Origin of the sequence: Rathayibacter sp. Leaf248 (assembly GCF_920939495.1) — a bacterium.
Taxonomy (GTDB): domain Bacteria; phylum Actinomycetota; class Actinomycetes; order Actinomycetales; family Microbacteriaceae; genus Rathayibacter; species Rathayibacter caricis.
The window spans coordinates 2,420,703-2,440,742 of the sequence record NZ_CAKLAV010000001.1 but is presented as its reverse complement, the minus strand read 5'-3'; the positions used below and the strand labels follow the sequence as shown (position 1 = coordinate 2,440,742).

Here is a 20,040-nt window from a genome sequence, read left to right as displayed (position 1 = left end):
CAACCGGTCCGAGCAAGACGGAGGCTCGAGTCGTTCTCGTCGTCACGAGTGCGCTCCCGGCGCCGGCATCCCTCGCCGCCACGGGTGCCGGCTTCCTCCTCCTGAGCACGAGCACCGTTCGCCGGAGGCGACGATCGCGTCAGAGCGTCGGAACAGAACCTCGAGGCGCGCGTCCTCCGCGCCTCGACGATCGGTGAGCGACCACTTGTCGCTCGCCGGCAGCATCGACGCGCGCGCCGCCCGAGACCGCAGACGAACAGGACGGTGGGAGCGGCGACGTGACGGGAGGATCCGTGTCCGTGTCAGCAGTTCACCGGGTGGTGGGGCGGTGGCCGCCCTCACCCGAAGAGTTCGGCCACCGCGCAGCGCTGAGCGGGGGAATCTCAGCGGCATTCCAGGGTAGGCAGAGGTGTGCGCCCGCCTCTATCCGTTGCACGCGGAGGAGTGTCCGTTCCGCGCGAGCGGCCGACTGCAGCAGGAAGCGGGCGCGGCTGAGGATCACGGGATGAGAACCGGCTCGGCGGAGATGTTCGCGAGTCGACGCATGGCGTCGACGCGCGGTCTCGACGAGACGCGGCAGGCACTGTCCGAGGCCTTCCTCCCGGTCGGCTTTCCCGCGGCGCGGTCGGACGACGACGTCAGGATGCACCTGAACGCTCTGCTCGTGGGGCGGATCACCTGCGGCTTCATGAGGTTCCGGGGGGCGGTGCGGATCGAGACGGTCGAAGCGCAGGACTATCACGTCGACATCCCCATGGACGGGCGTTCGGTCATGCGCGCAGGTGCGGGTGCGCCCGTTCACGCCTCCTCGACGACGGCGGGCGCCTTCGTGCCCGGCGAATCGGTCGAGCTCGACTGCAGCGACGACTTCGCGCAACTCTCCGTGATGATCCCCCGCGACCTGATGCAGCTCGAAGTGGAGGCTCTGCTCGGGCGAGATGATCTCGCGCCTGTCCACTTCGCCTCCGAGATCGACCTGAGCACACCCGCGAGTCGGCTCGTCCTCCAGGCGCTGCAGTTGATCGACGGCGCGTCCGACCAGGCGTCCGGGCCCCTGGCGCACCCGCTGGCACTGCAACGGCTGGAGCAGGTCCTGCTGCACAGCCTGCTCTTCGGGCAGCCGCACAACTACTCGTCGGAGCTGACCGGACCAGCACCGAAGGGCGGCCCACGCCCTCTCTCGCAGGCGGTGGAGCTCCTGCGGCGCCGGCCTGAGCATCCGTGGACCGTGACCGAACTGGCGGCGGCCGTATCGACGAGTGCTCGCAGCCTTCAGGAGGCGTTCCGCCGCACTCTCGACACGACACCGATGGCCTACCTACGGCGGCAGAGGCTCGAGCGGGTCCGCGAGGAACTGCTCGTCGCCGCGCCGGAAGCTGTCAGCGTGACCGAGGTGGCCACTCGATGGGGGTTCATCCACCTCAGCCGATTCGCCGCCAGCTATCGCGCAACGTTCTCCGAGAACCCCTCCGACACCCTCCGCTCGTAGCGCGCGTCGAGCAGAGGTCGACGTCACAGCATGGGCAGCCGGCGCGGTCGCGGTCCGCGGGGGAACGCGGCGTCGATCCGGTCGAGCTCGGCGGTACTGAGCTCCAGTGCGCCCGCCCCTGCATTGTCGTCGGCGTGCGCGACGGTGGAGGCCTTGGGGATGGCGAAGACGGCCGGCCGGCGCACGAGGAAGCGCAGGGCGACCTGCCGGGCGCTCGCACCGTGCTCCGCCGCGATCTGCTCGAGCACGCGGCCCCCCGGCGTCCGCGGATCGGGGAAGCGGTCGTGACCGAAGGGACTGTACGCGACGACGGCGACCCCCTGCCGCTCGCACCATGGGAGCACGGCGTGCTCGATCGCGCGCTCCTCGAGGTGGTACAGCACCTGATTGCAGGCGAGGTGCCCTTCCCCGCCCGACCGCCAGGCCTCCTCCAGATCGTCGACATCGAAGTTGCTCACGCCCCACGACCGGATCTTGCCCTGCTCGCGCAGCTGCTCGAACCCGGCGAACGTCTCCTCCAAAGGGTGCGAGCCGCGCCAGTGCAGGAGGTAGCAGTCCAGCCTGTCGGTGCCCAACCGCGTCAGCGTGCGCTCGCACGCCGCCACCACTCCGGCACGCGAGGCGTTGCTCGGGAGCACCTTCGAGACGAGGAAGACCTCGTCCCGCCGTCCGGCGATCGCCGCACCGACCACCGGCTCGGCGTCGCCGTACATCTCGGCGGTGTCGATGTGCGTCATGCCGCTGTCGATCCCGTGACGTAGCGCGGCCACGGCGGTCGGGCGGTGGGCATCGTCGATGTACCAGGTGCCCTGCCCGATCACGGAGACCTCCGACGGAGGGCGGCCGAACAGGCGGTGCTCCATGAGCGTCGTCCTGCCGCGCCTACGCGGGCTGCTTCTCGGCGACGACATCGACCTCTTCGACGGTGGGCTCCCCGAACAGGACCCCGGTGTTCTCGCCGAGCGCTCGGCCGACCTCGCCCGACAGGTGCGCCTGGCGCCCGGAGTCGTCGGGGAACGCGTCGAAGATGCCGAACGACGTGGGTCCGAACTGCAGCGCGAACCACCGGACCGTCTTCGGCTCCCCTTCCACGATCGTCAGCCCCTGGTTCAGGAACGCCCGCAGGTCGTCCGCCTTGCCGGGCAGCGCCTCCAGACGGACGAGAAGTGCCTTGCTCACCTGGGTTGCCATCATCGGTCTCCCTTGCTCGATCGGCGTAGCCGGCCCCGGATCACATCCGCCCGGTGACGGTCCCATGATGCCCACTGCGACCCCTCGGCACCTACGACCTCGACGACTTCGCCAGCCGCTCGACCGCGGCCTTCGGCGGCGTCGCCATCGGAACCGCCCCTGCTCCTCAGGGTGGAGCGGGGGCGGTTCCTCGACGGTCAGGGTCGGAAGACCGCCCGCACGCACCCGTCGGTCTTCTCCTTGAACATGGCGTAGCCGGCGGGGCCGTCCTCGAGCGGCATGACGTGCGTGGCGAGGTGCTCGGTGACGATCTCGTCTCGCGCCATCCTCTCGAGGAGCATCGGGATGTACCGGTGCCCGTGCTGCTGAGCGGACCGGAGCGTGAGGCCCTTGTTCATCACCGCCCCCAGGGGGAACTTGTCGACGAAGCCGCCGAAGACTCCCAGCACGAAGAGACTGCCGCCCTTGCGCGCGGCGAAGACCGCCTCGCGGACGGCGGTGGGCCTGTCCGTCTGCAGCCGCAGCTGCTGCTTCACCTGGTCGTAGGCGAAATCGGGTCCGTCGCGGTGCGCCTCCATGCCGACCGCCTCGATGCACACGTCGGGGCCGCGTCCACCGGTCAGCTCGCGGAGCTCGGCCGTCACCTCGCTGGTCTCGTAGTTCATGGTCTCCGCGCCGATGACCTGCTCGACCTGGGTCAGCCGCTCCTGGAAGCGGTCGATCACGATGACGCGCTCGGCGCCGAGCAGCAGCGACGCGCGCGCCGCCATCTGCCCGACACCGCCGGCGCCCCAGACCGCGACGGTGTCTCCGGGTCGGACTCCGCCGAGGTCCGCTCCCATCCATCCTGTCGGAGCGGCATCGGAGGCGAAGAGCGCCCGCTCGTCGCTGATGCCCTCGGGAACGGCGAAGGCGCCCTGGTCGGCGTACGGCACGCGGATGTACTCGGCGTGGCTGCCGGCCCACCCGCCCAGCGCGTGGGAGTAGCCGTAGCAGCCGCCGGGCGCCTGGCCCCAGAGCATCTCGGGGATGCCCGCGTTCGGGTTGCCGTTGTCGCACAGGGAGTAGAGCTCGTTGCGGCAGTACCAGCACTTCCCGCAGCTGATGAACGAGCAGACCACCACACGGTCGCCGACCCGGTGCTTCGTGACGGCCGATCCGACCTCGACGATCTCGCCGATGAACTCGTGCCCGAGCACGTCGCCCGCTCGCATCGTCGGGACGTACCCGCCCAGGAGGTGGAGATCGGACCCGCAGCTCGTGCTCAGGGTCACCTTGACGATCGCGTCCTGAGCATTGAGGATCCCGGGATCCTCGACGGTCTCGACCGAGAGCTCGTTCACTCCGGTCCAGCACAGAGCCTTCACAGCACACCTCCGCCTTTCGCCTCGTCCTCTGCTTCGTCGACCGCGCCACCGAGCAGGGTGCGCGGTCGTTCTCCGTGCGGTCTCGGGGTCGCCTGCAGGACCTCGCCCGTCTCGAAGATCTGCTTGGCGTCGCGCAGAGCCTCGCGCAGCGCCTTGCCCGGATCGTCGTCCACCCCGGGATCGGCACCCTCGCGGAACCGGGCGTGCACCTCGAAGCCCTTGTCCCCGGGGGCCGGATCGATCCGGATCTCGAGCGACTCCGCCAGACGCGCCAGCGGCTCGGGATACCCGCCGCTCTCGAAGTCCCGGGCCTCGCCCAGGACGGTGACCGCCTTCCACCCTTCCGGGTGCGGCCCGTCCCCGTCGGACTCCCGTTCCTTCTTCACGAGGGAACGGGCGACGAGGCCCACCGCGACCCCTGCGATGCCGACTCCGACTGCCGCAGTCGCTCTTCCGGCCATGATCACGCCGCCTTCCCGGGCTTGAGGACGACCTTGGTCCACCCGTCGTCCCGATTGTCGAAGTGCTCGTAGGCGTCCGGTGCCTGCTCGAGCGGCAGCTCGTGACTGACGAGGAACGACGGCGTCGCCTTCCCTGCGGCGATCAGGTCGCGGAGCCGGCGGTTGTACTTCTTGACGGGCGCCTGTCCGGTTCCCAGGGTCTGGCCCTTGAACCAGTGCAAGCCGATGTCGAAGGCGATCCGCCCCTCCTTCGCGAGCTCGTCGGGGCCGCCGGGGTCCTGCGGCACGAAGACGCCGACGGTGCCGATCCGCCCGGTGAAGCGCACCGACTGGACCAGGCGGTTCAGCGTGAGGTTCGGCTGCTCCTCGCCGCCGGGGTCGTGCGCCTGATAGCCGACGCACTCGCAGCCGTTGTCGGCGCCGAGCCCCATCGTGTACTCCAGCACGGCCTCCACAGGATCGACCTTCGAGTCGTCGATGGCGATCGCGCCGATGGACTCCGCCAGTCGCAGACGATCCGGATGCCGATCCACGACCATGACTCGGCTCGCACCCTTGATGGTGGCGGACAGCGCGGCCATCAGGCCGACGGGGCCGGCACCGTAGATGACGGTCTGGTCTCCGGGCTTCACCCCCGCCATCTCGGTCGCGTGGTAGCCGGTCGGGAAGATGTCGGCGAGCATTACGTAGTCGGCGGACTTCTCCTCCGCGTCCTCTCCCAGCCGGAGGCAGTTGAAGTCGCCCCAGGGCACCCGCAGCAGCTCGGCCTGGCCGCCGGCCCACGGTCCCATGTCCGGCGAATCCGTAGGCCGCACCGGCCCATTCCGGGACGGGCTGAGCGGTGAGGCAGTAGTTGGTCAGCCCGCGCTCGCAGTTCTTGCAGTGCCCGCACGCCACGTTGAACGGCAGGACGACGTGATCCCCCACCCTGACCTTGTCGACGCCGTCGCCGACCTCGATCACCTCGCCCATGTTCTCGTGACCGAACCACCGCCCGGTCTCGAAGCTGGTGCGCCCCTCGTACATGTGCAGGTCGGACCCGCAGATGTTCGTGGTCGTGATGCGCACCAGCACGTCGGTGGAGCGCTCGATCCGCGCATCCGGGACGTCTCTCACCGCGACTGTGCGCGGCCCCTCGTACACCACTGCTCTCATGCTCGTTCCCCTCCGTGCGCGACGTTCGGTCGAAGCCGCCTCGGGTCGGTCGACCGGGCGACACCTCGATCTCACGCCCGCCGAACGGGAGGCACCATCGGCAGAACTGCCGATCCGGTGAGCCGTCGAGGGGGTCCCTCCGACGGGGCTCGCAGTGGTATCCCGGTAAGCACCGGTCTTCGGACAATCCCTTCGCATCCCCTGCCCCCGGTCCTGAGGTGGTCGAGTCCCGTGTCACGCACTGCTGCGCTCCACCTCGCCGAGACGGCCGCGCGCCCGGGCCCGGTCCGCGAGCGGGCGCAGGCGATGCTGGACGAGCTGCACCACCACATCCCCTTCGACGGCGCGTGGATGGCGCTGGCCGAGCCGAACGGCACGGGATACCGCTCGGTCGCGAGCACCGACCTCGACGAGTCGTGCGTCCGCTACCTGAGCGGTCCGCAGATGGCGCTCGACATCGAGAGGACCGGTGCGGATCGCGACCGGCCCCCCATCAGCCTGTCGGACGTCCCCTACTCCCCGAGGGACCTGCAGACCTGGGCGGAGTGCCTGCTCCCCGCGGGATTCCACGAGACCCTCTCCGTCGCTCTCTTCGAGGACGGGGGCCGGCACGTGGGCTTCATGACGGTGCTGTTCCGGAGCGCGGAACCGCCGTCGCCGGCGGTCCGCCGACGCCTCGCTCGACTCGTGCCGACGCTCACCTCGGGCATCGACCCCGTCCGCTCGCTCGCCGCGTCGGCCTCGGTCGTCGGCGGAGCCGGTGCAGGCGTGGTCCTCCTCCCGGACCACGGCGTCGCCTCCCTTCCGGGTCTCTCCGCGGACGAGCTGCTCACCGCCGATTCGGCTCTGATCGACGCCGCGAGGGACGCCCTCGCCGAGGGGCAGAACTACGCCTCGTTCCTGTGGCCCCGCGGACGCCGGCAGTCGCCGGACGGCTACGTGCGGGTGACGGTGCTGGCCTGCGAGAGAGAGCTCGCCGCAGTGTCCCGCGGAGTCGTCGTGCTCTCCCCCGCGACGCGCCTGCGGGGCCTGACACCGCGGGAGCTCGAGGTGCTGGGCCACGTGATCGAGGGGTGCTCCAATCTCGAGATCGCCCGGGCGCTGAGAGTCGCTCCCCGCACGGTCGCCTCTCACCTCGAGCACATCCTGGTCAAGCTGGACGCCACGTCGCGCACGCTCGCGGCCGTCCGCGCCGAGCGTGCCGGCCTCTACGTCCCCCTCTCGCGAGCCCGGCCCGGATGAGCTCCGCGCGGAGCATCACCGCACCGCGCGACCGGACGACGAACCACCGATCGGAAAGGAACCGTCATGTCCCACCTGTCAGTCAAGGCCGGTGTGGCCGCACTCGTCGGCGCGGCCGTCGCGGCGATCACCGCGCTCCTCGGTGTCCCCGATCTGTCGCCTCTGCTCGGCTGGGCGATCGCCGCGGCGGTGTTCCTCGTCTGGGCCTGGTCGACGGCGTGGCCGGCAGGCCCCGAACGCACCCGCGACCTCGCCCGCCACGAGGACCGGTCCCGGAAGCTGGTCGACTCGCTCATCATCGCCGCCACCTTCCTCAGCCTCGTCCTCGTGGTCGTCGCGCTCCTCCGCAGCCAGCAGAAGGACCCCGTCGGATCCGCGGCCGCGATCCTCGCGGTCGTCGGGGTCGTCGCGGCCTGGGCGCTCATCAACACCGTCTACGCCTTCAAGTACGCGCGCATGTACTACCTCGACGACCGCCACCGCTTCGACTTCGACCAGGACGAGGACCCGTCCTACAGCGACTTCGCCTACACGGCCTTCTCCATCGGCATGGCGTACAGCGCCGACAGCATCACCCGGTCCTCGACCCCCTCACGCCGCATCGCCCTGGCCCACGCTCTGCTGTCCTACTTCTTCGGCACCTTCGTGGTGGCCGTCGCCATCAACCTGATCACCGGCCTCACCCAGGGAGGGTGAGGAGCGCGGCACATCGTCCGTCTCAGGGCCGCGTCCGCGAACCTCGTCGGACGCGAGTTCATGTCGTCTCAGCAGGATGCTCGGAGGGGCATACCGAGTCCGACGGGGTTCGGGACTCTTCTCGGGTGCTGATCACTCTCGGCTGCACACCCTGGGTGAGGTGAGTGCGAGCGGTGTCTTCGGAGGCGATCGTCCAGGCGAGCCTCGTCTGCACCCGAGCGCCGCCTCACGCCGATGATTCGCGCGGCACCAGCCGCACCGGCATCCGACGGACGCCCGGCGTCGCTCCGCCGCGGATCGCGTGCGACAGCTCCTCCGCTGCGGCGCGCCCCAGCGTCTCGAGCTGCATGTCGATGCTCGACAGCGGCGGCCGCGCGGCCTCGACCAGCAGATCCCAGTTGTCGAATCCCACGACCGCGACGTCCCGCGGCACCCGTCGCCCGCTCTCGCGCAGGTGGTCCAGCGCCCCGCGCGCGATCTGGTCGCTCGCGCAGATGATCGCGTCGAGGTCCGGGTGCGCGTTCACGAGCTCCTCCGCGCACTGCCGCCCCCAGCTCTCGGACCACTGGCCGTAGAGCACGTCGCCGCCGACGAGCGTCAGACCCGCCTCCGTCAGCGCCTGCTGCACACCGGCCGCGCGGTCGCGGGCGGCCGCGTAGCTGGGTTCGCCGTTGATGAGGGCGATGCGGCGGCGGCCGCGGTCGAGCAGGTGTCCCGCGGCGAGGACGCCGGCCTGCGCGTTGTCGGGCGTGAAGGACGAGTCGGCGGGATCCTCCGAGGGGGCGTAGGCGTAGACCACCGGCACGGGGATCGTGCTCGTGATCGACGGGCGCGAGTTCGTGGTGCGGCCCAGGATCACGATGCCGTCGACGCGCTTGGCGAGCAGGTTCTTGATGTGGTGCTGCTCGCGGATGGAGTCGCCGCGGGCGTCGCAGAGCAGGACCGAGGTGGAGCCGGCGCCGAAGGCGTCCTCGGCGCCGAGGAGGACCGGCAGCACGAAGCGGTTGTCGAGGTCGCTGGTGAGCATGCCGATGGTGCCGGTGCGCGACGAGTTCAGGGCCTTCGCGAACGGGTTCGGGGTGAACGACAGGGAGGCGGCGGCGTCGAGGACGCGCTGGCGGGTCTCGGCGCGCACCTGGTCGCGGTTGTTCAGGGCCTTCGACGCCGTGGCGACCGAGACGCCGGCGACGCGGGCGACGTCGGTCAGGGTGATCGAGCCTGTGGGCTTGCGCGGGGTCACGGCGTCCTCCGATCGGCGGCGCGGATGAGCGCTCCGCCCGATCCTCGCACGAGTGCGCGAAAAACCGAAAATGCCGAAACGTAACGTGCTCTTGACGCCCGACAGCGGCGTGCGTAGGTTCATCCCGCAGAAAGTAGTTTCGGTAACACCGCGAAGGCGGACCGGAACCGACCCGTCAACGACGAAGGGAACATCCGTGAGGACGAGGAAGTACGCACGGGGCCTCAGCGCCGCCGTCGCGCTGGGAGCGGCGGCGGCCGCACTGACCGGCTGCGCAGGAGGATCCGGAGACGGCTCCAGCTCGGCCGCGGGAGGAACCTACACGTTCTGGGACCCGTACCCCCAGTTCGACGAGAGCAGCGACTGGGCGAAGCTCATCGACGCCTGCGGGACGGAGGCGGGGGTGACCGTCGAGCGCACCGGCTACGACACCACCGACCTGACCAACAAGGCGCTGCTCGCAGGGCAGCAGGGCAACTCGCCCGACATCCTGCTCGTCGACAACCCCGTCGTCTCGACGCTGGCCGAGTCGGGGATCCTGACCACCACCGCCGAGAACGGGCTCGAGACCGGCGACATCGACGCGAACATCCTCGCGGCGGGGCAGACCGGTGGCGACACGTTCGGCGTGCCGATCGGGGCCAACACCCTCGCGCTCTACTACAACACGACCGTCCTGGCCGCGGCGGGCGTCGACATCGCCTCCGTCACCGACTGGGCGAGCCTGACCGACGCGCTCGCGAAGGTCACCGCCTCGGGCGGCAAGGGCATCACGTTCTCGGGCATCGGCACGGAGGAGGGGAGCTTCCAGTTCCTCCCGTGGTTCTGGGGATCGGGCGCCGAGCTCACCGAGCTCGACTCGCCCGAGGCCGTCCAGGCCGTCTCGCTGTGGACCGACTGGGTCGAGAAGGGCTACGCGCCCAACTCCGTCATCGGCAACACGCAGACCACCAGCTGGCAGGAGTTCGAGACCGGCGAGTACGCGTTCGGCGAGAACGGCACCTGGCAGCTGGCCAACGCGAAGGCCTCCGGCATCGACTACGGGATCCTCACGATCCCCGCGATCGACGGCGGATCCGCTCCGGCGCCGACCGGCGGCGAGTTCCTCACCCTCCCGGTGCAGAGCGACGAGTCGCGCTACGAGACCACCGCGGCGATCGCCGAGTGCCTGACGTCGACCGACAACCTCGTCACGACCGACGACACGCTCTCGTACATCGCGCCGACCGCTGCCGCCCAGGAGGCGCAGGTCGCCGGGAACGCCGACCTCGAGCCGTGGGTCGAGGCGGTGCAGTCCGCCAAGGGCCGCACCTCGGACGATCTCGGCACGAAGTACCCGCAGATCTCGGAGCAGCTCTGGACGGCCGTGCAGAACGCGCTGAGCGGCTCGCAGTCGCCCGAGGACGCACTGAAGGCCGCGCAGGCCGCGGCCGAGTCCGCCACGAAGTAGCCGGATGAGCCGGGTCGGTGCCGCGCGCACCGACCCGGCCGTCAGAGGGAAGAGACCATGACCACCACCACCGAGACCGCCCGGCTGCTGCAGCGCGCAGGCGAGCGGAGGGACGCCGCCCCGGCGGTCGTCGCTCCGCCCCGGCGCCGCACGCGCCTCGAGGGCAGCCAGCTGATCGCCTGGGCGTTCCTCGCTCCGCTGGTCGTCTACCTGCTCGTCTTCTACGCGTTCCCGCTCTACCGCAACCTCGAGTTGAGCCTGAAGGACTACACGGTCCGCTCGTTCGTGCAGGGCGACGCGGCGTTCATCTGGTTCGACAACTACATCCAGGTGTTCCAGGACGCGACCTTCGGGCCGGCGCTCCTGCACACGGCCGTCTTCACGGTCGTGTCGATCGCGTTCCAGTTCTCGATCGGGCTCGCGCTGGCGGTCTTCTTCTACCGGACCTTCCCGCTCTCCTCGACGCTGCGGGCGCTGTTCCTGGTGCCGTGGCTCCTGCCGCTGATCGTGTCGGCGTCGACCTGGTCGTGGATGCTGAACAGCGAATCCGGGATCGTCAACGCGTTCCTGCAGTCGTTCGGCATCGGGCAGATCAACTGGCTCACATCGCCGTCGACCTCGCTGATCGCGGTGCTGATCGCCAACATCTGGATCGGCATCCCGTTCAACCTCGTGATCCTCTACTCCGGTCTGCAGAACATCTCGCAGGACCTCTACGAGGCGGCCTCGCTCGACGGCGCGACCGGCGCCCAGCAGTTCTGGCGCATCACGCTGCCGCTCCTGCGACCGGTCTCGGCGATCACGATCCTGCTCGGCCTGGTCTACACGCTGAAGGTGTTCGACATCATCTGGATCATGACGAAGGGCGGCCCGGCCGACTCGTCCACCACGCTCGCGACCTGGACCTACCAGCTCGGCTTCGGCTCGATGCTGCCCGACTTCGGACCCGCGGCGGCGGTCGGCAACCTGCTGATCCTCCTGGCCCTCGCGTTCGGCGTCGTCTACATCCGGGTGCAGCGGAAGCAGGCGCAGTCGTGACCGCGCGCAGGCCCTGGTGGCTGACCGCGATCGGCATCGCGCTCACCGCGATCATGCTGTTCCCCGTCTACTGGATGGTGAACGTCTCGCTCACTCCGACCGGCTCGATGCGCAAGGATCCGCCGGACTGGTTCCCGCTCTCGCCCACCTTCACCGGCTACGAGGCGGTTCTGCGCGAGCAGCTGCCGTTCCTCGGCACCAGCCTGATCGTGGGGCTCGGGACGGTCGCGCTCACCGTCGCCATCGCCGCTCCGGCCGCGTACTCGCTGGCGAAGCTGCGGCCGCGCGGAGGCAACGGAGTCTCGTTCGTGCTGCTGATCGCGCAGATGATCCCGGCGATCATCATGGCGATGGGCTTCTACGCCATCTACCTCAACCTCGGGCTCCTCAACTCGGTGGCCGGGCTGATCGTGGCCGACTCCACCATCGCGGTGCCGTTCGGCGTGCTGATCTTCACCGCGTTCATGTCGGGGATCCCGGACGAGCTGACGCAGGCGGCGCGGATGGACGGCGCGAGCGCCTGGCGCACCTTCACGTCCGTGATCATGCCGATCAGCCGCAACTCCGTCGTCACGGTCTCGCTCTTCGCGTTCCTCTGGGCGTGGTCCGACTTCGTCTTCGCGTCGACGCTCGACAGCGGAGGCGACCTGCAGCCGATCACGCTCGGCATCTACCGCTACATCGGCAACAACAACCAGGAGTGGAACTCGATCATGGCGACCGCCGTCGTCGCCTCCCTCCCGGCCGCCGTGCTCCTCGTCGTCGCCCAGCGCTACGTCTCCGCAGGAGTCACCGCCGGCGCCGTCAAGGACTGACCGTTCCACCTAGGAGAACTCCGTGACCACGACGTCCCCCGCGACCACCACCGCCCTCGGCGGGCCGGTCGCACCCGGCTCCGGTCGGCTGCGCCCGCTCGGGCAGCACGAGATCCGCCTGACCGGCGGTTTCTGGAAGCAGTACCAGGATCTCGGCGCGCGGGCCGTGATCGGCCACTGCCTCTCGTGGATCGAGCGCGTGGGCTGGGCCGGCAACTTCGACCGCGCGGCCGACGGCACCCTCTCGGACGCCTCCGGGAACCGCCACGCGGGCATCGAGTTCGTCGACTCGGAGGTCTACAAGCTGCTCGAGGCGATGGCCTGGGAGCTGGGCCGCTCGGACGACGCGGCGCTCGCCTCCTCCTACGACGCCCTCGTCGCCCGGGTCGCCGCGGCGCAGGAGGAGGACGGCTACCTGCACACGAGCTTCGGCCGCGAGGGCCAGCCCGCCCGGTACTCGAACCTGGAGTGGGGGCACGAGCTGTACTCGTTCGGGCACCTGATCCAGGCGGCCGTCGCGCGGCTGCGCACGGGGCACGACGACCTGCTGCCCGCGGTGGCGCGGCGGCTGGCCGAGCACGTCTGGCGGGAGTTCGGAACCGGCGGGCGCGTCGCGGTCTGCGGGCACCCCGAGATCGAGCCTGCGCTCGCCGAGTTCGCCCGCGCCACGGGCGACGGACGCTGGCTCGAGCTCGCCCGCCTCTTCGTGGAGCGCCGCGGCACGGGCACCCTCGGCGCCGTGCAGTTCGGGCCGGAGTACTTCCAGGACGACGTCCCCGTCCGCGAGGCGGACGTGCTGCGCGGCCACGCGGTCCGCGCGCTGTACCTCGCCTCCGGAGCCCTCGACGTGGCGGTCGAGACCGGCGACGCCGAGCTCGAGGACGCCGTGCGGCGCCAGTGGTCGAGCACCGTCGCGCGGCGCACGTACATCACCGGCGGCATGGGCTCGCACCATCAGGACGAGGCGTTCGGAGCCGACTACGAGCTGCCCTCGGACCGCGCCTACGCCGAGACCTGCGCGGCCATCGCCTCCGACATGCTCAGCTGGCGGCTGCTGCTGCGCTCGGGCGACACCGCCTACGCCGACCTGATCGAGCGGACCCTCCTGAACGCGGTGCTGCCGGCGACGCGTGCCGACGGCCGCGCCTTCTTCTACACGAACACCCTGCAGCAGCGGGTCGACGGAGTGGAGCCCGACGAGTCCGTCGAGACCGACCGGGCGCAGTCGAGCCTGCGGGCGCCCTGGTTCTGGGTGTCCTGCTGCCCGACGAACACGGCGCGGACGCTCGCGAGCGTCGAGCTGGGCTTCGCGACGGCAGACGAGGACGGCGTGCAGCTGCACCAGTACGGCGCCTACCGGATCGAGACCGGCGGCATCGCCCTGCAGGTCGAGACCGAGTACCCCGCCGACGGAGAGATCGCGGTGCGCATCGAGCAGGACGCGGAGTTCTCGCTCACCCTGCGCATCCCGCCGTGGGCCCGCGGATCGGCGCTGCTCGACGGTTCTCCGGTCGAGGAGTCGCGCGACACGGTGACCGTGCGGCGCGCCTTCCGCGCAGGCGAGGTCGTGCGGCTGTCGCTCCCGATGACCGCGCGATTCGTGACGCCCCACCCGCGCATCGACGCCGTTCGCGGGCAGGTCGCGCTCGAGCGCGGACCCTTCGTGCTGGCGGTCGAGTCGATCGACCTGCCCGCCGGGCTCGACACGGAGCACATCGCGATCGACCGCTCGGTGGAGCCGGTGCCGACGCCCGGAGGCGGCGCGCGCGCGGCGATCGCGGCGGTCGGCGCGCAGGAGGAGGAGTGGGCGTACGGGGCCGCGGCGGTCTCCGTGGAGCGGCGCGTCGACGTCGAGTTCCGGCCGTACTACACCTGGGCGAACCGCGGGCCGTCGACGATGCGCATCTGGACTCCCGCGCTCTGAGGGCGTAGGACTGTCGTGCCCGCGGGGGCGCGGATCTTCGGGTGATCCGCGCCCCGGCGGGTTCTCGCGATGCGCGCGGGTCTCTGAGGAGATGTCTCACCAGGCGTATGGCCGCCTGCTTGCTGATCGAGTAGCCCGCGCAGCGGGCATGTCGAGATCCACCCTCTCCAGAAGACGTGATCATGGTCCCGATCTGCTGAACCCCGACGGTCTCGATACGCGTGTCCGGGCGGTGGTGGGTCGCGACTCAGTGCTGAGCCGGGCGGCGCCCGCCTACTGCGAGAGCTGCAGGTCGAGGCGGTCGAGGAGGGTCTCGAGGGAGATCTCGAACTCCTCCGTGCTGCGGTCCTCGCTGAGCAGGGTGCGCAGGCGCCGGACCTCGGGCGCGGAGTCGAGGGAGAGGTTGCCGTCGCGCTGCGGGATGTCGGCGTCCCCCTCGTCGAGCGGGAGGTCCGTCGGGGACGTCTCGGCGCCCAGGACGGCGGACTGCAGGAGCAACTGGCCGAGCAGGAAGCTGCTGAAGGACCGGTAGGCGCCGACGGCCTGCTCGTCGGTGAAGCCGTTGGCCGTCAGCGTCGTGAGGAACGTGTTGACGACCTCGATACTCCGCAGCGGCGGGCGCAGCCAGGGTGCGGCCGGGTGCCGGGTCGCGACCAGGGGGAACGCCTTCGGGTGGTCGATCGCGATGCGGCGTACCGCGTGGGCGGCGGTCTGCAGGAACTCCTGCCAGTGCTGGGCGTCCGCGTCGGCGAGAGTCGCGGTGAGATCCTTCATCAGGGCGGCGATGACGCCCTCGAGGAGGTCCTCCTTGCCGTGCACGTAGCGGTAGAGCGACATGGCCTCGACGCCCAGCTCCTGCGCCAGCGACCGCATCGAGAGGGCCTCGGCTCCCGATCGGTCGATGTGGGAGAGGGCCGTGTCGATGATCAGGTCGCGGCTGAGCCGCGGCGCGGACGAGCCGGATCGGGACGGTCGTGCGTGATCGACCACGGATGACACCTCTCTGCAGTGCTCGGGGCGATCCGGATATCAGGTCGGAGAGCGACGCACAAGCTCTTCCACCCTAATGACGCTTACACCGTAAGGTTCACCAGGGCTTACACCGTAAGTCCGTTCCCAGCGGAGCGACGGAACGAGCTCGCTCCGCGGCCGGTCCTGCTCCTCCGGGGGAATCGGAGAGCGCTCCCAGTGTGGGAGCGCCTCCGGACCGCTCGTCCGTCCGTCACCGCTATCCGGGCCAGTGCCCGGCGAAAGAGAGTGCACCATGATCGACAGCAGCACCGTCAACGACCTGATGGGCGCCGACGTCCACGGCACCGACGACGCCAAGATCGGCACCGTCGGCCAGGTCTACGTCGACAACGACAGCCAGCAGCCCACCTGGGTCACCATCCGCACCGGCCTCTTCGGCTCCTCGGAGTCGTTCGCGCCGCTGAGCGACGCCTCGTTCGACGGCGGAGTGGTCCGCGTCGCCTACGAGAAGTCGTTCGTGAAGGACGCCCCGCGCATCGAGGACGACGGCGCCCTGACCGCCGACGACGAGCAGGCCCTGTACTCGTACTACGGAGTCGGCGGCACCCGCACCGAGAGCCCCCTCTACGACCAGGACGCCGACAACGGTTCGACCACCGACTTCGTGACAGACGGGCACGACACGGCGGGCCGCGGTGACGACGCCCACCGCACCGAGGGTCACGACACCTCCGGCCCCACGACCGACGACGCCATGACGCGCTCCGAGGAGCGCCTGCGCGTGGGCACCGAGACGGTCGAGGCCGGCCGCGCCCGCCTGCGCAAGCACATCGTCACCGAGCAGGTCACCCGCACCGTCCCGGTCAGCCACGACGAGGTCACCCTCACGCGCGAGCCGATCACCGAGGCCAACGCCGGCGACGCCCTCGCGGGCCCCGACCTCAGCGAGGAGGAGCACGAGGTGATCCTCACCGAGGAGCGCGTCGTCACCGCCAAGGAGACCGTCCCCGTCGAGCGCGTCAGCCTCGGCACCGAGACCGTCACCGAGCAGCAGCGCGTGGACGAGGAGGTCTCCCACGAGGAGATCGAGCTCGTCGACCCGACCACGACGCGCACCACGACCACTGACGAGACCGGCACCCGCTAGTCGCGCACCGGTGCGGCCGACCCGATCGGCCGCACCGTCCCTTCCCCGCCCCTTCCCCGCCCGAAAGGCTCCCCATGGACTTCCCCGCCGCACTGCAGAACGGCCTGGCCGCGGTCATCGCGTTCGTCCCGCTCGCGCTGCTCTTCCTGCTCATCCTCATCGTCGGACTCATCGTCGCCAAGCTCATCGAGAAGGGCCTCTCGCGCCTGCTGACCAAGGTCGGCTTCGACCGCGCCGTCGAGCGCGGCGGCATCAAGAAGGCGCTCGCGAACTCGAAGCTCGACGCCTCCGACATCGTGTCGAAGATCATCTACTACACGCTCGTGCTGTTCGTGCTCCAGTTCGCGTTCGGTGTCTTCGGCCCGAACCCGGTCAGCGATCTGCTCCAGGGCATCATCGGCTTCCTGCCGAAGATCATCGTCGCGATCATCATCATCGTGATCGCCGCCGCGATCGCCGCGGGCGCCAAGGGGCTCATCCAGAACACCCTGGGCGGACTCTCCTACGGCAAGCTCCTCGGCAACATCGTCGCGATCTTCATCCTGTTCCTCGGAGCCACCGCGGCCCTGAACCAGATCGAGGTCGCCACGACCGTCACCACGCCGATCCTCATCGCCGTGCTCGCGATCATCGCCGGCGTCATCATCGTCGGTGCCGGCGGCGGCCTCATCAAACCGATGCAGCAGCGCTGGGAGGCGATCCTCACCAAGGCCGAGGCCGAGGCGCCGAAGATCCAGCAGGAGGCGAAGAACGCCCCGTCCGTGACGGAGCAGGCCTCGCGCGCGGCCGAGGCCGCGAAGCAGCAGACCGGTCAGAAGACCAGCGCGCGCCGCGCGGTCTGACCCGAGCAGCACTCCTCCGGCCGGTCCCGCTCCTCGGAGTGGGGCCGGCCGTTCCCTTCTTCCCCGGCGCTCCCGTCGCCGGCTCGCTCCTCGCATCGCATCGGAGAGACCATGCATCCCTGTTCCCGGCTCCTCGCATGAGCGCATCGCCCGAGACCCCTCCGTCCGTCGTTCTGCACGAGGAGCGACTCGTCGTCTCGACGCGGCGGTTCGCCACCGAGCGCGTCCGGCTCGAGCGCGTCGTCGTCACCGAGCAGCGGACGATCACCGTCGACGTCCGCCGCGAGGAGATCCGGCTCGTGCGGGAGCCGCTGCCCGGCGACGATCCGCTGCCGGGTGACGGAGCCGCCGCGTCTGTCGAGCCGGTCGTCGTGATCCTGCACGAGGAGCGGATCGGGATCACCAGGACCGTCGTGCCGGTCGAGCGGGTGACGCTCCGGGTGGCCTCGGTCGCGGGCGAGCGGGACGTGACCGCGGAACTGCGGCGCGAGGTGGTGGACGTGGACCGGACGGACATCTGAGGGGTCGGTCCTCGGCGGACGCGGGTCTCGATACGCCCCTGCGGGGCTGCTCGACCAGCAAGGGGTTCGGGAGGTGCTGCGGGGTGGGGCGGCGCGCTCTGCTGATCGAGTAGCCCGCGGAGCGGGCGTATCGGGATCCGCCGACGCCGAGCGCGGCGCGCATGGGACCCTGATCCGACACGACGGAGGGGGCGCACCGTGGGCGCGATGGACGACCTGATCGGCCCGGAGGTCGTCGAGCGGCTGGCCGCGTCGATCCGGGCGGTGGGTCCGGAGGAGCTGCCGGCGCTCGCCGCGGTGAGCGACTCGCTGGACGGCCTCCGGCTCCGACAGCGCGCGGACCTCGTGCGCGACGCGCTGCTGAGCGACCTGCCCGCAGGGTTCCCGGCCGTCGAGAGCCTCGTCCTCGACCTCGTCGAGCAGCCGCTCCTCGAGGGCTGGATGATCTGGCCGGTCACCGAGCTCGTCACCGTCCGCGCTCTCGAGAGCGGATCCGCCGAGCACTTCGACGCGGCGCTCACGCTGCTCGCCCGGCTCACGGTCGGACTGACCGGCGAGTTCGCGATCCGCGACCTGCTGATCGCGCGTCCGGAGCGGGCGCTCGCCGTGATGCTGACCTGGACGGACCACGAGAACGAGCACGTGCGGCGGCTCGCCACCGAGGGCTCGCGCGCCTTCCTGCCCTGGGCGAAGCGCGTGCCGTGGCTGCTCGCGAACCCGCGCGCGACGCGGGGGATCCTCGACGTCTCCTATCGGGACGAGTCCGAGTACGTGCGCCGCTCGACGGCCAACCACCTCAACGACCTCAGTCGCGTCGATCCGGAGCTCGTGATCGAGACAGCCGCCGGCTGGGCGGCGGACCCGGACGCGAACACGCCTCGGGTGGTGCGTCACGCGCTCCGGACCCTGCTGAAGAAGGGCCACCCGGCCGCCCTCGTCCTCGCGGGCTTCGACGGCGGACTGCTGCGGGTCGGCCGCCCGAGTCTCTCCGTCGACGCGGTGCCCTGGGGCGGCTCCGTCCAGATCTCCGCCGAGATCGTCAACGAGGGCGGGACGGAGGCGACGGTCGTCATCGACTACTCGATCGGCTTCCAACGGGCCGACGGCTCCGTCCGACCCAAGACCTTCCGGCTCGCGACCCGGCGCCTCGCCGCGGGCGAGAGGACGACCGTGACCCGGACGCACTCGTTCCGCGAGATCACGACCCGGCGGCACTATCCGGGCGCCCACTCCGTCACCGTGCAGGCGAACGGGGTGGTGTCGACGCCGGTCGACTTCGTGCTCGAGCGCTGACGGCACGGCGCCGCCCTACGGCACAGCGCCGCTCACAACGCAGCGCCGCCCGGGAGGAACGGCCTCCCGGGCGGCGCTGCGTGCGGTGAGGAGTGCTACGCGTCGGTGCGCGAGTCGACGTCCTTCGCGGTCTCGATCGGCTCGCCCTCGACGCTCGCGCGGTCGGACTTGCCACGGTCGCCGCGCGTCTTGAGCAGGCTCGCGATCGTGGCGACGGCGATCGTCGCTCCGATGAAGGTGAGCGAGAACCAGATCGGGATCTCGGGCACCCACAGCAGCGGCTCGCCGCCGTTGATGAAGGGCACCTCGTTGACGTGCAGGGCGTGGAACACGAGCTTCACGGCGATGAACGCGAGGATCACGGCGAGGCCCTGGCTGAGGTAGACGAGGCGCTCGAGCAGTCCGCCGATGAGGAAGAACAGCTGGCGCAGACCCATCAGCGCGAAGGCGTTCGCGGTGAACACGATGTAGGCCTCGCTGGTCAGGCCGTAGATCGCGGGGATCGAGTCGAGCGCGAAGACGAGGTCGATGAAGCCGATCGCGACGATCGTCAGCAGCATCGGAGTGACGAAGCGCTTGCCGTCCTTCTTCACGGTCAGCTTGTCGCCGTGGTACTCGTCCGTGACGGGGAGGATGCGGCGCACCAGGCGCATGAAGGCGTTGTTTGACGGGTCGCCGTGGTCGCCCTTGATCTGCTGGTAGGCGAGGACGAAGAGCAGGGCGCCGAACAGGTAGAAGACCCACGAGAAGTTCTCGATCAGCGCCGCACCGACGGCGATGAAGGCTCCGCGCATGATCAGCGCGATGACGATGCCGATCATCAGCACCTTCTGCTGGTACTTCTTCGGCACCGCGAAGCCGCTCATGATGATGAGGAAGATGAAGAGGTTGTCGAGCGACAGCGCCTTCTCGGTCAGGTAGCCGGCGAAGTACTCGCCGCCGTAGCGCCAGTCGGCGACGACGCCGATACCGACGCCGAACAGCAGCGCGAGGCCGATGTAGAAGGCCGACCAGCGGGCGGATTCGCCGATGGTCGGTTCGTGGGGCTTCCTCACGTGGACGAAGAACTCGTAGACGAAGAAGGCGATCGTCACGGCGATCGTGATCAGCCAGACGGCGGGGGTGACCTGCACGGCGTACTCCAAGGGGTGGGTGGTCGGGATGACACCAAGGTCTCCTCCACTCCGCCGCGGACCT

The 20,040-nt window shown here is 70.2% G+C and carries 19 protein-coding genes and 1 pseudogene; 11 read left to right on the top strand and 9 right to left on the bottom strand.

The genetic code is table 11. The annotated features are described in order from the left end of the window. The first annotated feature begins 505 nt into the window (after nt 1-505). On the top strand, nt 506-1,489 hold the full coding sequence (locus LRG51_RS11655) for a helix-turn-helix domain-containing protein (protein ID WP_230672851.1): 984 nt from the start codon (nt 506-508) through the stop codon (nt 1,487-1,489). A gap of 23 nt (nt 1,490-1,512) precedes the next feature. On the opposite strand, the gene LRG51_RS11650 is transcribed toward LRG51_RS11655, so the two are convergent. The 6 genes and pseudogenes from LRG51_RS11650 to LRG51_RS19595 all read right to left on the bottom strand — a co-directional run. Then, nucleotides 1,513-2,352 carry an aldo/keto reductase gene (locus LRG51_RS11650; RefSeq protein WP_230672850.1) on the bottom strand — a complete coding sequence of 280 codons (840 nt, stop codon included), beginning with the start codon at nt 2,350-2,352 and terminating at the stop codon, nt 1,513-1,515. Between the two features lie 19 nt (nt 2,353-2,371). After that, nucleotides 2,372-2,683 (bottom strand): putative quinol monooxygenase, encoded by a 312-nt coding sequence (locus LRG51_RS11645; protein ID WP_230672849.1) that lies wholly within the window; start codon nt 2,681-2,683, stop codon nt 2,372-2,374. Between the two features lie 194 nt (nt 2,684-2,877). Continuing rightward, complete coding sequence (locus tag LRG51_RS11640) at nt 2,878-4,047, bottom strand: zinc-dependent alcohol dehydrogenase (protein ID WP_230672848.1); 1,170 nt, start codon at nt 4,045-4,047, stop codon at nt 2,878-2,880. Further along, nucleotides 4,044-4,508: a hypothetical protein gene (locus LRG51_RS11635; protein ID WP_230673127.1), complete on the bottom strand. Its 465-nt coding sequence runs from the start codon at nt 4,506-4,508 to the stop codon at nt 4,044-4,046. Before LRG51_RS11635 ends, LRG51_RS11640 begins: the two co-directional genes overlap by 4 nt. A 2-nt stretch (nt 4,509-4,510) precedes the next feature. After that, a complete protein-coding gene (locus LRG51_RS11630; RefSeq protein ID WP_230672847.1) occupies nt 4,511-5,299 on the bottom strand; it encodes a zinc-binding dehydrogenase in 789 nt (262 codons plus the stop codon). Nucleotides 5,300-5,378: 79 nt separating this feature from the next. After that, a pseudogene (locus LRG51_RS19595) lies at nt 5,379-5,534 on the bottom strand (alcohol dehydrogenase catalytic domain-containing protein); the annotation flags it as partial. 360 nt (nt 5,535-5,894) lie between these two features. On the opposite strand from LRG51_RS19595, the gene LRG51_RS11620 reads away from it, so the two are divergent. Together LRG51_RS11620 and LRG51_RS11615 are read left to right on the top strand one after the other, a co-directional pair. After that, nucleotides 5,895-6,905 carry a response regulator transcription factor gene (locus LRG51_RS11620; protein ID WP_230672846.1) on the top strand — a complete coding sequence of 337 codons (1,011 nt, stop codon included), beginning with the start codon at nt 5,895-5,897 and terminating at the stop codon, nt 6,903-6,905. 66 nt (nt 6,906-6,971) lie between these two features. Further along, complete coding sequence (locus tag LRG51_RS11615; RefSeq protein ID WP_230672845.1) at nt 6,972-7,601, top strand: DUF1345 domain-containing protein; 630 nt, start codon at nt 6,972-6,974, stop codon at nt 7,599-7,601. Nucleotides 7,602-7,827: 226 nt separating this feature from the next. On the opposite strand, the gene LRG51_RS11610 is transcribed toward LRG51_RS11615, so the two are convergent. Continuing rightward, nucleotides 7,828-8,841, bottom strand: a complete 1,014-nt coding sequence (locus LRG51_RS11610) for a LacI family DNA-binding transcriptional regulator (protein WP_055784606.1) — start codon at nt 8,839-8,841, stop codon at nt 7,828-7,830. A 196-nt stretch (nt 8,842-9,037) separates the two neighbouring features. Between LRG51_RS11610 and LRG51_RS11605 the strand changes: the two genes are divergently transcribed. From LRG51_RS11605 to LRG51_RS11590, 4 genes are read left to right on the top strand one after another with little or no spacing between them, the layout of a single operon-like run. Then, nucleotides 9,038-10,291 carry a sugar ABC transporter substrate-binding protein gene (locus LRG51_RS11605; protein ID WP_230672844.1) on the top strand — a complete coding sequence of 418 codons (1,254 nt, stop codon included), beginning with the start codon at nt 9,038-9,040 and terminating at the stop codon, nt 10,289-10,291. Between the two features lie 57 nt (nt 10,292-10,348). Further along, the gene (locus tag LRG51_RS11600; protein WP_230672843.1) at nt 10,349-11,329 is read left to right on the top strand and encodes a carbohydrate ABC transporter permease; all 981 of its coding nucleotides are present in this window, start codon (nt 10,349-10,351) and stop codon (nt 11,327-11,329) included. Then, nucleotides 11,326-12,144, top strand: a complete 819-nt coding sequence (locus LRG51_RS11595; protein WP_230672842.1) for a carbohydrate ABC transporter permease — start codon at nt 11,326-11,328, stop codon at nt 12,142-12,144. Before LRG51_RS11600 ends, LRG51_RS11595 begins: the two co-directional genes overlap by 4 nt. A gap of 22 nt (nt 12,145-12,166) precedes the next feature. Further along, nucleotides 12,167-14,068 (top strand): glycoside hydrolase family 127 protein, encoded by a 1,902-nt coding sequence (locus LRG51_RS11590; protein ID WP_230672841.1) that lies wholly within the window; start codon nt 12,167-12,169, stop codon nt 14,066-14,068. A gap of 273 nt (nt 14,069-14,341) precedes the next feature. Here LRG51_RS11590 and LRG51_RS11585 read toward each other — a convergent pair whose 3' ends face one another. Next, nucleotides 14,342-15,058, bottom strand: coding sequence for a TetR/AcrR family transcriptional regulator C-terminal domain-containing protein (locus LRG51_RS11585; protein WP_230672840.1), 717 nt, complete (start codon nt 15,056-15,058; stop codon nt 14,342-14,344). A 274-nt stretch (nt 15,059-15,332) separates the two neighbouring features. Here LRG51_RS11585 and LRG51_RS11580 point away from each other — a divergent pair, with 274 nt between their 5' ends. The 4 genes from LRG51_RS11580 to LRG51_RS11565 all read left to right on the top strand — a co-directional run bounded on the left by LRG51_RS11580 (nt 15,333) and on the right by LRG51_RS11565 (nt 18,843). Beyond that, on the top strand, nt 15,333-16,187 hold the full coding sequence (locus LRG51_RS11580) for a PRC and DUF2382 domain-containing protein (protein ID WP_230672839.1): 855 nt from the start codon (nt 15,333-15,335) through the stop codon (nt 16,185-16,187). A gap of 74 nt (nt 16,188-16,261) precedes the next feature. After that, entirely contained in the window at nt 16,262-17,029 is a 768-nt protein-coding gene (locus LRG51_RS11575) for a mechanosensitive ion channel family protein (RefSeq protein WP_107573992.1), read from the top strand. A 137-nt stretch (nt 17,030-17,166) separates the two neighbouring features. Next, entirely contained in the window at nt 17,167-17,550 is a 384-nt protein-coding gene (locus LRG51_RS11570; protein ID WP_230672838.1) for a YsnF/AvaK domain-containing protein, read from the top strand. A 207-nt stretch (nt 17,551-17,757) separates the two neighbouring features. Beyond that, on the top strand, nt 17,758-18,843 hold the full coding sequence (locus tag LRG51_RS11565; RefSeq protein WP_230672837.1) for a DNA alkylation repair protein: 1,086 nt from the start codon (nt 17,758-17,760) through the stop codon (nt 18,841-18,843). Nucleotides 18,844-18,938: 95 nt separating this feature from the next. Here LRG51_RS11565 and LRG51_RS11560 read toward each other — a convergent pair whose 3' ends face one another. Beyond that, nucleotides 18,939-19,976 carry a TerC family protein gene (locus tag LRG51_RS11560; protein ID WP_055788630.1) on the bottom strand — a complete coding sequence of 346 codons (1,038 nt, stop codon included), beginning with the start codon at nt 19,974-19,976 and terminating at the stop codon, nt 18,939-18,941. Between the last annotated feature and the right edge of the window lie 64 nt (nt 19,977-20,040).